Genomic DNA, 14281 nt, shown 5'->3' on the forward strand with positions numbered 1-14281 from the left:
TAAGATAGAGCAAGGTAGAAAAGTCTTATACTCGATTTGATCAGTGGCTGAAAAGTACACAAAAGGTTTTTTAAGAGCAGCAGAATTGTAAATTTATTGTTAAAATTATAAAAAACCAATAAAATCAACGAATAAGCTAGGCGATCAAGGACTTAAAACGTACAAAAACCTGTATAAAAACTTAAATCGCGATTTGATGCGTAAATGGTAGGTTTTTTCGTAAAAATGCCATGTTGTAAGCAAAAAAGCGGACTATACCTAATAACAATGGTAGGGTGTTTGAATAATAAGGAGTCTCTATGGAGCGAGTTGAGGGTGAAGCTAAAACCAGACGATACCCACGTGTACCATTTCACACTCATGTCGATGTAAGCGGTAATTCATTAAACATTGCTGGGTTTACTAGCAATATTAGCCGTGATGGTTTGGCTTTTAGTCTACCGCTTAAAGATTTGGGCGAAAAAGCTGGTAGATTGCCGGTAGGTACTGAATTAGCTCTGCGTTTGCATCTTCCAACTCTTCAGGCTCCATTGATCATTAAATGTCAAGTAGCTTGGACTGGCCAGCCTGCCAGAGATTCTGCAGGACGACTTGCGGTTCGTATGGGAGTACATTTTTGTTCCGAACAACCCAGTGTCGACCAAGCTGTTGTCGAGCTTATGGCCAGTTTTCGTCATCGTATAGCTATTATTGATTTTCCTGTAATTGAAAAAATTAAAGAGACATTAGATGATTTATATCCAATCGAAGAGATAAAGGACCTTGAGACATTAAATACTTCGATGTCTCGCAGTGAAGTCGGATTAATTGTTATTGGCAACGGTAAAGGAGATGATGTTTTAATTAAAACGGTTATTGAAATTTTACGGTACACGCAAGTAGAAATTCAACCACCATTATTAGTATGTGTGCCCGAAGATTCGAAAGCTTTTTCTCAGCTTCCCCCTGATAAATTTAATGTTTTATTTGCCCGCTGGCCAATTAGTGCCTTAGAACTGCGTGCTTTGGCAGTCAGAAGTGTTGAAAGCCATGCTGTAGCTTTAGAAAATGCCAGATTAAGGTTTGAACTAGAAGGTATGGTTGAACGGCTACAACGTGAAAACCAATTTTTCAGAGGTAAATTTGTCACCGGCTCTCGTTTTGAAGGAATAATTGGTGATAGTGCACCAATGCGACGCTTATATGAAACTGTTGAACGGGTAGCAGCTTCGGACGCGAATGCTATTATTTTAGGTGAAACAGGGACAGGCAAAGAGCTAATCGCTCGTGCTTTATTTTTGCATAGTCGTCGTGCAGATAAACCATTTCTTGCGCAAAACTGTGCTGCACTTTCAGAATCTTTGCTGGATAGCGAATTATTTGGTCATTGTCGTGGCGCTTTTACCGGCGCGGTTTTGGATCACGCTGGTTTATTTGAAGCTGCTGATGGCGGTACCATTTTTTTAGATGAAGTTGCTGAGATGAGTCAGACTATGCAAGCAAAGCTTTTGCGCGTATTACAAAATAAGGAGCTTCGTCGCATAGGTGAAACTAAAATTCGTCAAATTGATGTACGGGTAATATGTGCAACTCATCGTAATCTTGAGACGATGATTGCCGATGGCAGATTTCGGGCTGATTTATATTATCGCATTGCGGTTATTTCATTACACATACCACCATTACGTGAACGTCGTGATGATATTCTTGCCTTAGCTACACACTTTTTGGCGCATTTTGCGGCAGAAAATGGTACCGAGCCCGTAATGGTATCGGCTGAAGCAATGAGATTGTTAGAAGCATATTCATGGAAAGGTAATGTGCGTGAATTGCAGCACTCTATGGAAAAGCTTGCCATGTTGACTCCGAAAGGAGCACGAATTACTGCTGAAAGTGTTGCTGATATTTTAGGGCGCGAAAAATTAAGCTCGCAACAGATAGAAGATCTACAAGAAACCATGCCTTTAGACGCAGCACTTGAAGATTGTGAAAAAAGACTTATCGAAAGAGCCCTGCGTATCAACCAAGGGGTTATTGCTAAAGCAGCACGTACTCTTGGAGTAAATCGCAGTACCTTATCAAAGCGTTGCCGACGTTTAGGAATTCAAGCAACTGAATGAACGTAAAGTAAAGTAGGGGCTAATAATTATTAGCCCCTACTACCATTGTACAGTTGCTACAATAGTATCGAGATAGTTACCAGCCGGTATGTCTTGGCCTGGTGGTATTCGCCCATAAATAGTTACAGTTACATTTGAGTTTTTTGGCGGTATAGTTTGGTAATAAGTAGTACCTTCTGTACCATCTCCCCATATATTACTATGTGCTGCGTCTAAATAGAGATTGTATTGTTGCACATAAGCACCACTTTGCATTTGGCGCGGATTATAGCTGGTAGCACTACCACGGCTAAGGGTTATTAATACGGGATCTCCATTTACTTGACGACAACGATAAGTGATGCTGCCGGTTGAATCAGTTGGAGTGGCGTTAAAAACATCGTAGGTGCCAAAATTAATGCCTACAGTACCTCGAATATTACATTTTATCGCCAAGGCAGTATTAGATGCTGCAAACAAAAGAAATACACCAAAAACAAATGCAATAAGTGGTGTTCTTCTTTTAAACCAACCATTTGTTTTTTGCCTTGCCTGTTTAAAAATGAGGCGCGGTTGAAAACGGTGGCATATATGCATACATATACTCCAAAAACGATGTCTCGCAATGTTCGTTTTTACTTAGTTAGTAAAATCAAACAACCGCAATCACATAATTATATTGTATCGTGTTATTTAACATAAGGCATGTTATATACGCAAAAATAGATAACTAAATGTTTTAAATAGGAAAGCTAAAATTATATTATTTGTACAGTGTTACCATTGTAATGTTGCAACGATGGTATCGTGGTAATTACCTGCTGGTATATCTTGCCCTGGGGGTATACGTCCATAAATAGTAACAGTTTCGGTTCTGAAATTAGGCGGGACAGTTTGAAAATACGAACTACCTCCTGAACCATCACCCCATATGATGGTGCGGGATGCATCGAGATAAAGATTATATTGTAAGGTGAATCCACCATTTTGCATTCGTCTAGGAGTATAACTTGCGGCACCACCACGACTGAGGGATAATCTTACTGAAGCGCCTCCGACAAAAAAGCAGAAATAGCTGAAACTGCCAGTCGAATCAGTGGGAGTACTATTAAATACATCATAAGCCCCAAAATTTATTCCCGTCGATTGGGTAATAAAACAATAAATCGCATGTGCATTGGTAGGGGCAAATAGTAAAAAAAGTAAGATAAACACTGATAGAATATTAAATCTACTTAATGTCTTTTTATCATTATAGCTGATAGGTCGGGGTTTAACGACCTTATCAAATTTTTTTATTCCGAAATGGCAATACATTTAACTACTCCCAAGTCGATAAATTGTTCGTCTTTTTGTGGTACAACTAAAGCAAAAATGCAGTTTGTACCGCTATAATATATTGTAGCCTGATAAGTTCCTGAGCGCAGGTTTTCAAAATAAAATTCAGCATTCGCGCCAAGAGGTGATGTCATAATGCCATTGTTGGTCGCGATGGTTAAATCTCCATAATTTGGTTGAAGTATTTCGTCATCCTTGATGAGAATGATTTTGCCGATAATAGCTTGCATTTTACGCATCTTTGGCTCTACTAATGCTCCACCTCTATATGGTGGAGCAACTATTACTTCCGATTGCTCAATTTCATAATTAAAAGGAACATCAGCATCACTTATACTTATGCGATTGCCATAATATGGTAATAAATTGGGCACTAAAAATTCTCCACTAGCATCAGTTTGACCAATAATTTGATTGTCTAGTAATACGGAGACATCGGGTGTTTTTGGTAAACGTACTAATGCAAAACTATTACTTATTGGTCTGCTGGCTTTAAGCGACCCGTCAAGCCAAACTAAAGAACCAGTTGCACTTACACTGCCGGTGTTCTGTGCACCATACTCATTATGGATACCATCATAGCTAGCTTCATAGCGTCCATAATCCCATTGATACTGCATTAACGCCCGTGCGGCACCACCACCAGCGTTAAATGTTTGTAATTCAGAGCGGTAACCGATGCCTTCATTAGGAGGTAAGGGTTTTTGCATTTGAAAAGTTGTAGTGGCATTTGCACCAGTTTGATGTGATACCGCGGCGCTAGTCGATTGCGGCATTGTGTAAGTCAAGCCTATAAAAGCAGAGGTAGTAGTTGAATTATCTTCAATTGTTAAATCTGTTGTTAAAAAGAAACTTAACGCACCAAGCTGCCAATTAGTATTAACCGAAAATTGATGTGTGGCGGTATGGTTCTGATGCACACCTAAATCATAATGTAGTGACAAACCTACACCAAAAGGTAATGGTAATGAAATAAAAGCTGCAGCATCGATAGGTAATTTTTCAATTTCAGTCGATGAATTAAGGCTGGTGTAAGCATTGTTTTGCACTTGTAGCGAGCCGCCAAAACTAAGATATCGACTAGAGTTAGTATAGATTAACGCTCCGGCAGAACCAGTGCGGTTTTCACTAAAACTCATGGCGCCTGCAAGCTCTAATTCACCAATAGGTAAACCCAAGCTAATGGTAGGACCAAAATTAGTTTGCCATGGTGTGGCATCAGTGCGACCACCAACCGTCAACCAATCATTAACACCTGTGCGGTAATATCCAAGAACTACAGCTTTACCATAGTCAAAACTTTTTTGGGTGTTTTCGCGTAGGACCCCTAGATTGACCGAAAATTCCGTAATATCTGGCGATAATAAAGATGCTGCAAAATAATAAGGCGAAATTATTTCACGACTTTCGCCAAAAGCATCACGCATAATTACTTCTACCGAACCTCGACCTACTGGTGTTGGAATATTTTCAATATTAAAAGGTCCTGGCGGCAATTGTTCACGCCGCAGAAATATCCCATTACGATAAATTTCAATAGTTGCTGGGGTTAATACTGAACCTGAAATACCATGTCCTGGTTGCCGTAAAAAATAGGGGTCAAGAGCAAAATTACGTGCAACGCTAATACCCGCAAATTGTGCGCTACTACCTAAAAGTCCGGTACTAGCTTGCGCGTCACCAAGAGTCCAGCGCGTTAGATTTTCTGTGTCATCATAAACAAAATAACTTGGTCCGCGAACAAATTCACCTAAAGTAGTACGTCTGACGCTGTTATAAAGTAGTCCCCAAGGTGAATTAAATGCCAACTCAGAAAACCCACTAAAATCGGTACTATTGCTCCAATCAATAGCATAATTTAATAATAGACTGTTATCACGTGGATATTGGATATCCTTGGGTCGATTAGACCTCATGCTAATAGTCGTCGGTGCAAAAAAATCAGGGGCAGCAGTTAAGCTTAAACTAAGTGTTTGCTCGTCAAAGGTATAAGTTATTTTTGGCGCTAACGATTTTAACAACACCATGTCTTCGCCATAAAAAATATTATAAGTACCTTTGGTTTCTTTAATGCCTGCAGCAAGTAAGTCATTAACTCGCAAATAAATATCCTTATTAAGTAAATAGATTAACACTTCACCCTTGGGTACTGAATTTACCGACATTGGTACTACTATGGGTAAGGGTAACATAGTGGGATCTTCAGGTAGATCAGAGATGGCTAATGCTGGCAGACTAATAAAGAAGATAAATATAAATACAGTTCGTTGATGCCGCGCCAAGAGTCGGAATATAAAATAAAAATAACGTGCTAAAGCACCTATTTTAAGGCCCACATACATTTACTGGGAGATCCATGCTCTTGGTCACTGTAGTAAAATCGGTTTCAATGTTTAAATTTAATGCTTTGCTATTTTTACATTCATCTGCAGTTAATTCCACATTGTAGATTCTTTGGCCGCCTGAAAGGACATACCAACCATCAAAGCTTTGCTCCTTTATTATGGAGCCTTTGGTATTAGTGATCGAGTAATTAATTTTACGTAAAGAAAAATGCACATTACCTGTATTTAATATGGCAAAACTCACCTGGTGTTTAGCTAGCACTATTTTTTCGATACTGACACTATGTTTAGCGGTGCCCTGATGAATAAAAATTGGGATACCCAGCTCGGTTAATATTCTTAACTGATTACCTTCAGCAGTATTTTTGTCTTTATTATCTGGCGGTAGTTCAGTGACAAATATGCGATATGATTTTTCTATATCACTAGCTTTCACTCTTGTACCCACACGGATATTTCTTTTCTCTTTAGGTTGAAGCATTAATAAGGTTGGAAAGAAAACAATATCCTGTGTAGGTTTTAATACCATTTCACCATTGTTTTTCTGATCCCAAGAAAACCCACGTACCTGCAAACGCAGGGTTTCAGCACTATCATTAGTTATCATTAATAAAGTGCTTGAGGTATCTGACGATAGTGTGACTTGCACCGGTTTGACACTAAATGTGCTTGCAAGTGCAGGGTTAGTTATAAGGAGTAAGTAAGCGGTCAGGATGGGGTAGAGGCAGCGCATGCATAGATTGTAAAGCAAGGTGCCTTGAGGGTCTAATTATTGTTCTTAGAAGTTTACAGTAGCTACTACGGTATCATTGTATGAGCCGGCTGGTACATCTTGACCGGCGCTAACGCGACCGTAAACCGTAAAGGGGCGAGGGGCGCTACTGGGTGCTGGAGCTGGAGTTAGCAAATCAGGAGCCGCATCACCCCATGAAGTCGTTCTGCCTGCATCTTGGTAAAGGTCATATTCTAAATAACCAGTGCCACCGTCATTCATCCGTCGTTGGGTACCAGAAGCATTGACGCCAAGACCAAGACCTATTGTTGTCGTTGCTCCTTGGGTACAGGTCACAGTCACAGTGCCAGTTGCATCTAGGTCGACGGCCGCGTTAGCGACGATAGGATCGTAGGTGCCAAATGCCAGCGCTGCGGTGGTGATACTGCAATTATTAACTACTACAGCGCTAACATCGAGGTTGGCAGTAGCAGTAGCAGCCAAAGCTGACGAAGAAATCGCAGTTAAAAAAGCGATGGTTACTAAACTAATTTTGAATGATTTTGCCATTTCCGTGCTCCAGTCTAACGCATCCGCAATGCGTGTGTTTTCTTGGATAAATAGTAGAGCATTTTTGGTGCCAACTATTAAAATGGTGTTTGGCACTTTTTACATACGAAAAAGTATAATAAAAACAAGGTATTATAATATTGCAGGTGGTAGCTATGGTTACATTAACTATGCATATTTTACATAGTTGCGTGTCGATATTCACGCATTTTTAAGGTATTTAAGCAAAATATTCATGCTGATATTATACACCGACATACATGACATGCTTAATAATTATTCTAAATGTGTTGAATGCACGGAGATGTTTAATAATTTTAGAGAATGGATGGATTAGAAATTCAAAGTAGTGATTACTGTCGAAGCTGGGGTATTCGAAGCTAGAAGATAATCAGTATCGGTTGAAGTACTAGCTAACATAACGCGTGAGACGTGGATTGCATTTTGGTCAGGCGATGTATTGGAATTGAGTTTAATGTGCGATGACGTAACTTTGTTTATATCCGTACGTGCGCTAGTAAGCGGATGTATGGTTCCTCTAGTGCATCTGACGGTAATGTTACCTTCGAGTGTGTCGTTAATGGCTGACGCAGAATTTGCAATTGCACAAGTTGGCATCACTTTAACGCTGACAGTAAGTCTATCACTCTTAGCGGCAAAAACCGTCTGGCTGCTGAAAAAAACTGAAAATGTAACAAGTAACCAACGCATACTTATTGTTATAAGCAAGGGCAATGCCAAGTTAGGCAATATCTATAACTAGTTAATAATAATAGACTATTAACACAGCATAGGTTATTGCTATGGCTTATCTATGGGGATGCCCTAGGACTCTGGGTCTTTTCTACTTGTAGGTAAATATCTTACTCTTTACAATGCAGTATTTGTCTATCCAGTATAACTCCTTGATTTGCTAATAATTACCCAAAGTTATAAACAATACTCGATCGCCTTTAAAAAAACTGTTTTAGAACTTTTGCAGAATGATTTGACGCCTGACTGTGATTATGAAATACAGTTTGCTCTTTTTGGACCAACAAAAACCCAAAGGAGAAGGTATGAGGTATATAGATCTTTCGCGTTGTCTGCTCGTAGCGTTTTTTGGTTTAGCGATCGCTGTGGGTCAGCCCGGTTGCGCAACTACCAAAGCTGGTGGTGATGCTCAAGCTAGTGCTGAAGGTGGCGATGCTGAAGAACCAAACCCCCTCGGTGAAAATCTGGCACTTAACAAGCCAGCAGTCAGTTCTTCTGACGAAAAAGCCGAAATGGCACCAAAATATGCGGTTGATGGTGATCTCAGCACTCGTTGGGGTTCAAACTTCTTTACTGATCCTGACCCAACAGTTGGCTGGATTTATATAGATTTAGGCGAAGTCAAGACTATCGGTACCGTAGTTATTACCTGGGAAGCCGCTTATGGTCTTGAGTATCAAATTCTCGTTTCTGACGATGCCAAAGAATGGAAAGTCGCTTATCACGAGAAAGATGGTCACGTAGGCCGTTCAGTACACAAAATCGACCCTCCAGTTCAGGGTCATTATGTTAAACTCCTTGGTATCAAACGTGGTACTGCCTATGGCTATTCACCATGGGAAATCGAAGTATACGAGAAATAAAAATAAGCCGTTATTAATATAAACAGTGGCGGCGTTATTTATTCCGTCACGTTCACTTTAGTCAAACAGCGTTGGTACTACCTAAAAAGTAGCGCCAACGCTGTAGTGTTTTTAAATTATCATCAATGTTTACCGGTCTTGTTGAAACTGTGGGTACCGTACAAAGAATTACGGGTAACTCACCAAGTCTTATTTGTATTGAATCGACAATTCCTGTTGAAGGTGTTGCTATTGGTGATTCAGTTGCCATTAATGGGTGTTGTCTTACAGCGATTTTAAAAGAATCTCATAGTATAGTTTATGAAGCTGCAGCCGAAACTCTTGCCCGCACCAATTTAGGTGAATTGCGAATTGGTGACCAAGTGAATCTTGAACGCGCATTGCGTTTAGGTGATCACCTTGCTGGCCATCTAGTAAGCGGTCATGTTGATGGTATCGGATTTATCCGAGAACGTAATTTCAAAGAGAATACTCTTTATTTGGGTATCGAAGCCCCTAAAACGATTTTGCCATTAATTGCGGATCAAGGTGCAATTGCGGTATCTGGTGTTTCACTTACAGTAACACAAATTCGTGGTGCATTATTTTGGGTGGCTTTAATTTCACACACGCGACAAGTGACGATTTTAAATAATTTACCTTATGGATCTACAGTAAATTTAGAGGTAGATACCATTGCTCGCTATGTACAGCGCTTATTAAATTACAACAAAGAGCAATCATCAGGTTGCTTGACTCAAGAATTCCTCGAAGCTAAGGGGTTTTTATGACATTTGAGCCCGTACAGCGGGCGATTCAGGAAATCCGCGATGGGCGATTGATTATCCTGGTCGACGACGAAGATCGTGAAAATGAAGGAGATCTTTGTATCGCTGCAGAAAAAATTACTCCTGAAACCATCAATTTTATGGCTAAATTTGGTCGTGGCTTAATTTGCCTAACATTAACCAGTGCTCGTATTAACCAGCTTGAGCTGCCGATGATGGTCGATGAGAATACCAGCGCTTATGGTACTGCTTTCACTGTACCGATTGAAGCACGCCGAGGAGTGACCACCGGTATTAGCGCTCATGATCGTTCTACAACGGTGTTAACAGCCATCGACCCTAAAACTCGTCCTGAAGACCTAGTGAGACCAGGCCATATTTTTCCTCTACGCGCATGTGATGGTGGTGTGCTTGTACGCACCGGGCAAACCGAAGGTTCGGTTGATCTCGCACGCTTAGCAGGACTTTATCCTGCCGGGGTTATTTGTGAGATAATGAATGACGATGGATCGATGGCGCGTATGTCTGACCTTACTCGTTTTGCTCAAGAGCATGATCTAACAATTTTAAGTATTGCTGAGCTGATTAATTATCGTTTAGCTCATGAAACTTTAGTTCGGCGTTTGGTCGCACGACAGGTAATGCACCCACGTTGGGGAGAAGTAGTACTATATGCTTACGGAACTACTTTAGATTCACATGAACATTTAGTTATTGTAAAAGGCGATATTAGCGCCAACGAACCGCCATTAGTTCGCGTGCATGTCGGTCATACTTTCAGTAACTTGTATGCTGATCTTTTCAGTGATGATTATGCTCAATTAAATGCGGCACTTACCAGTGTTGCCAAAGCTGACTGTGGTGTTGTTGTTTGTCTTAATCAAGGTTTACCCCCCAATATTACACTTGAACAACGTTTACGTTCTATTGGAGGCTCAAAAGATGTGAATAAAAGTGATGAGAAAAGTGGAGTATTTCGCGATATTGGTATTGGTTCACAAATTTTGCGTGACCTTGGTCTTACCCGCATTCGTATTTTAACAAATCAACCAAAGCGCTATGCTGGTATCGAGGGCTTTGGTTTGACAATCGATGGAGTACAACCACTTGAATTTGAGTATACTAATGCTACTTCTGTAGTGGTTGACGCGCATGTAGGAGGAATACAATCATCATGATGAACCTAAAAGACCCCCAGATAGCAAATGTTTATGAAGGAATTTTATCAGGTGATGGCTTACGTTTTGCAATTGTAGCCAGTAGATTTAATAATTTTATAACCGAAAAATTAATTGATGGTGCGCGTGATGGTTTTCATCGTCATGGCGCTGATAAAATTGATATTGCGTGGGTTCCCGGTACTTTCGAAATGCCTTTAGTAGCTAGGCGGTTGGCACAAAGTGGTCTTTATCACGCTATTTGTTGTTTAGGGGCAGTAATTCGCGGTGGTACACCACATTTTGAGTATATTTCAGCCCAAATGACCAGAGGAATTGCCGAGGCAGCTTGGCAAAGTGATGTACCAATAATTTTTGGGGTGCTTACTTGTGATAACATAGAACAAGCCATTGAGCGTGCAGGAACGAAGGGTGGCAACAAGGGCTTTGATGCAGCTATAGCAGCCATTGAGATGGCTCAGCTATGGAAGAATTTACCAGTAAGGACAAGTTAGTATGCGGCGTCGTGGCAGGGAGTGTGCTCTTCAAATACTATATCAAATGGACGTTAACCGCGAACTTGAAAATAATGGTCAAAAAGTTAATGTCGATAAAGCCATTAATTATTTTTGGCAAAGTTTTGAAAATGTTGATGAAGAGGATCGCAATTTTGCTGAATGTCTAATTCGAGGTGTAACTGCGAATTTGCACGATCTTGATGAAGCAATTGCTAAAGTATCGCAAAATTGGCGAGTGGCACGTATGGGAAAAGTAGATCGTTGCTTGATTCGTGTTGCTGCTTACGAGATTCTATATTGTCCTGATATTCCACGTGTAGTGAGTATTAACGAGGCTGTTGAAATAGCAAAACGATTTTCTGGTAAAGAATCAGCAGCTTTTGTGAACGGAATACTAGACCAAGTGGGAGGTTCAGAAAATACTGGCAGTAATCAGGCAATATAGCTTAACTAAAAATGTACGAGTGAGAAACATTATGAAAGCGCAAGCAAATAGTAAACCGCCAAATCGCTTGGGGCAAAAGAGTGTTTTCCTACGCTGCGATTTAGCTGCGCTTGATGCTCTTGAAGTTGAATCAGTTGGTGCTTTTTGTTGGTCTGATGTTGCTCCTTTAGTTGGACCAGTAGGATATATTGATTGGCGATTATGCGGTGCGTTGTCCCGTACCATTGAAAAAAGGCAATTTGAGGCGGATCTTTTTGAGGTAATGTTAACGCCAGTTTCAAGCCGTTTAACAGTGCATCGACTTTTTGTTTTCGGCCTTGGGCAGACAAGTGAGGTGTCAACGACGAATATACGGAAGGCTTGCCGAAAAGCGTATGAAGTAATGACCTTGGCAGGAGTTAAACGCATGGTCTTCGCAGTACCATCTGCGAGAGAAAAACCAGAGTTAGAAGAGCAATTTATTAATGCTCTTGAAGCGGAGTTACCTGGACTAATTGAACTTGTGCTCACAGAGTACGAGTTATGACCATGAAAGGTGGGATACTCTGAGCCTGGTTGGAAATCTTGCAGACCTTGGACTTGGCGACATTTTTCAAATTGTCTCGCTAAGCCGTCGTTCTGGTACCCTGCAGCTTACTACTCCGGTAGAATCAGGCGAGATTGTTTTTCGTGCTGGCAGGGTTGTTGCAGCTTTTCGTTCAAATGCCAAAAATAGTATAGGCGAAGATTTGCTTGCAGAGGGTGTGCTTGCACCGAATTCTTATCAGGATATGTTAGCCGCCCAACGAAATGGCAAACGTGGGCCTGAACTTTTTAATTTAACAGGTGTTAATCCAGAGGCACTGCAAGAAACTCTCGAAAATGTTCTTAAACATGTAATATATACTATGTTTGAATGGAATGAAGGGACATTTTCATTCGTTCTTGAAGACTCTCCAGATATTTGGCGTGGATTTGCTCTTGAAGGGGCTAGGGCTGTTGCTGAAAATGGTCTTAATCCACAATATTTAGCGATCGAAGGTGCACGTATACGCGATGAGAAAGCTAAAGAAGATACATTATCGACCTTTTTATTAAAAGCTCAGGAACCAAGCGAAAGCCATAGTGCGAACTCTGCTTTAGATGTTAAAGAAATTGCAGCAAAACTACGTAATGCGGCTGAACTTGATTCTTTGCCCGAACATAGTGTTAATATAAATATTGCAACCCCGCCTTTAAAATCTTTTGAACCTGCAAAATTAGCAAAAATAGAAGATACAATAACAATACAAAAACAGTCTAACGAAACTGAAATAAAACAAGTACCATCTGCAACAATTGAAAGTAACCCTGTTAAAACTATAGACAATTCGGTTTCATTACTACAAACAGCAGGCCAATCACTATCAACATTGAAAACAAATGCAGGTTATCGATTACTCGCTATTGATGATGACCCATTAGTAACTAAATATATTCGTGATGCCTTTGCTGATAATTTTGTTGAAATCACAACTAGCGAAAGTGTCAGCGATGCCTTCAATGAGATAGAAAAAGATCCTGAAAATTTAGTAATAGCTTCAGATTTAATAATTGCTCGCTCGGATGGCAAGGGTATTTTAGGTGGTATTGAAATTCTTGAGAAAATTCGTCAACGATGGTCGAATATACCCGTAGTTTTATTTACTGATTATCAAAACGAAGAAGCCGAAACTCGTGCAAAAAATCTTGGGGCACTTGCAACCTTGCAAAAACCTCGTAAGGCTCAAGTACAAGCAGCAATTAAGCAAGGAGGCCAAGAGGTCTTCGCAGAATTTATTGTTAGTCTTTCTGGTGTGTTGGCCCCGTATATCAAAACTGCATCAAATGATAATCTTGATCAAAAATCAGAAACTTTAAATTTAACAACAACCGCATCAATTCAATCTGCACCTATTTTAACGACAGATTCTTCAACTGCAAATGTAAATATTTTTGTAAATGATTTACCGTCACCGATTAAAAAACCGGCGATGCATGAAACTTTAAGCAATGAAATTGCAGCTAAATCATTACCAGATAGCGATAACCAAGAAGAGCTATCACTACCTGAACATTCTTCTATTTCTTCAAAAAACAATACATTTGCAAATTTTGATTTAAGTACAGCAATAAGCAGCGAAATTGATGCATTAGGTGTACGTTTTGAAAATGACCTACCACCACCAATGCTTTCTGCTGGAGATATGGCAATTTTACGCTCAATGCTTGCAGAGCTGGTTGACCCGTCTAATCGAGAAACGGTAACCTTACTTGTTCTACGTTTTGCAAGTCATTTAGTTGAACGTGCAGGTTTGTTTTTAGCAACAAGACGTGTTTTTGTAGGTTTAGGAGGTTTCAGTATCGATGAAGCATCCGATCAATTTGTCAGTCGTGTACGGAGGATTCAAATTCCTGTCGAAATTGAATCAATTTTTTCCCGCGTCTGTCATTTTCGTTCTATGATTAGAGCACCATTGAAAGATTGTGATGGAAATCGTCGTTTGATTGAGGGACTAAGTGGAACTTGGCCGACAAATGAAGCTGTTGCTGCACCGCTTATTTCTGGCGATCGTGTGGCTGCTATCTTATTTGGAGATAATCCTTCTGGAAAAGCATTGGGACTTACCGATAGTCTTGAGATATTCTTACAGCAAGCTGGATTGGCGATGGACCGAGCTTTACTTGAGCGTAAGCTTGAAGATTCGCGCAAGTATCGCAGCAACTTTTAAATAAAG

Annotated in this window: 14 protein-coding genes; 8 read left to right on the forward strand and 6 right to left on the reverse strand. The window is 40.3% G+C overall.

Annotation, left to right across the window (positions count from 1 at the left end; all coding sequences use genetic code 11):
* Positions 1-299 precede the first annotated feature (299 nt).
* Positions 300-2099, forward strand: a complete 1800-nt coding sequence (locus JW841_01590; GenBank protein ID MBN1959612.1) for a sigma 54-interacting transcriptional regulator — start codon at positions 300-302, stop codon at positions 2097-2099.
* A 39-nt stretch (positions 2100-2138) separates the two neighbouring features.
* Here JW841_01590 and JW841_01595 read toward each other — a convergent pair whose 3' ends face one another.
* The 6 genes from JW841_01595 to JW841_01620 form a co-directional block, all read right to left on the reverse strand.
* On the reverse strand, positions 2139-2675 hold the full coding sequence (locus tag JW841_01595) for a spore coat protein U domain-containing protein (protein ID MBN1959613.1): 537 nt from the start codon (positions 2673-2675) through the stop codon (positions 2139-2141).
* Between the two features lie 180 nt (positions 2676-2855).
* The gene (locus JW841_01600) at positions 2856-3293 is read right to left on the reverse strand and encodes a spore coat protein U domain-containing protein (protein ID MBN1959614.1); all 438 of its coding nucleotides are present in this window, start codon (positions 3291-3293) and stop codon (positions 2856-2858) included.
* 80 nt (positions 3294-3373) lie between these two features.
* On the reverse strand, positions 3374-5758 hold the full coding sequence (locus tag JW841_01605; GenBank protein MBN1959615.1) for a fimbrial biogenesis outer membrane usher protein: 2385 nt from the start codon (positions 5756-5758) through the stop codon (positions 3374-3376).
* Positions 5742-6410, reverse strand: coding sequence for a fimbria/pilus periplasmic chaperone (locus JW841_01610; protein ID MBN1959616.1), 669 nt, complete (start codon positions 6408-6410; stop codon positions 5742-5744). Before JW841_01610 ends, JW841_01605 begins: the two co-directional genes overlap by 17 nt.
* 129 nt (positions 6411-6539) lie before the next feature.
* Positions 6540-7043, reverse strand: a complete 504-nt coding sequence (locus JW841_01615) for a spore coat protein U domain-containing protein (protein ID MBN1959617.1) — start codon at positions 7041-7043, stop codon at positions 6540-6542.
* A 333-nt stretch (positions 7044-7376) separates the two neighbouring features.
* A complete protein-coding gene (locus JW841_01620; GenBank protein MBN1959618.1) occupies positions 7377-7754 on the reverse strand; it encodes a hypothetical protein in 378 nt (125 codons plus the stop codon).
* 347 nt (positions 7755-8101) lie between these two features.
* Between JW841_01620 and JW841_01625 the strand changes: the two genes are divergently transcribed.
* The 7 genes from JW841_01625 to JW841_01655 all read left to right on the forward strand — a co-directional run bounded on the left by JW841_01625 (position 8102) and on the right by JW841_01655 (position 14275).
* Complete coding sequence (locus JW841_01625) at positions 8102-8659, forward strand: discoidin domain-containing protein (protein ID MBN1959619.1); 558 nt, start codon at positions 8102-8104, stop codon at positions 8657-8659.
* A 125-nt stretch (positions 8660-8784) separates the two neighbouring features.
* Positions 8785-9429: a riboflavin synthase gene (locus tag JW841_01630; protein MBN1959620.1), complete on the forward strand. Its 645-nt coding sequence runs from the start codon at positions 8785-8787 to the stop codon at positions 9427-9429.
* A complete protein-coding gene (ribB, locus tag JW841_01635) occupies positions 9426-10604 on the forward strand; it encodes a 3,4-dihydroxy-2-butanone-4-phosphate synthase (protein MBN1959621.1) in 1179 nt (392 codons plus the stop codon). Before JW841_01630 ends, ribB begins: the two co-directional genes overlap by 4 nt.
* Positions 10601-11098 carry a 6,7-dimethyl-8-ribityllumazine synthase gene (locus JW841_01640; GenBank protein ID MBN1959622.1) on the forward strand — a complete coding sequence of 166 codons (498 nt, stop codon included), beginning with the start codon at positions 10601-10603 and terminating at the stop codon, positions 11096-11098. The genes ribB and JW841_01640 overlap by 4 nt, the downstream gene beginning before the upstream one ends.
* Position 11099: 1 nt before the next feature.
* Entirely contained in the window at positions 11100-11546 is a 447-nt protein-coding gene (gene nusB, locus JW841_01645; GenBank protein MBN1959623.1) for a transcription antitermination factor NusB, read from the forward strand.
* Between the two features lie 31 nt (positions 11547-11577).
* Complete coding sequence (locus JW841_01650) at positions 11578-12072, forward strand: hypothetical protein (GenBank protein MBN1959624.1); 495 nt, start codon at positions 11578-11580, stop codon at positions 12070-12072.
* Entirely contained in the window at positions 12041-14275 is a 2235-nt protein-coding gene (locus tag JW841_01655) for a DUF4388 domain-containing protein (protein ID MBN1959625.1), read from the forward strand. Before JW841_01650 ends, JW841_01655 begins: the two co-directional genes overlap by 32 nt.
* Positions 14276-14281 lie beyond the last annotated feature (6 nt).

This window comes from Deltaproteobacteria bacterium, from assembly GCA_016931625.1.
Taxonomy (GTDB): domain Bacteria; phylum Myxococcota; class XYA12-FULL-58-9; order XYA12-FULL-58-9; family JAFGEK01; genus JAFGEK01.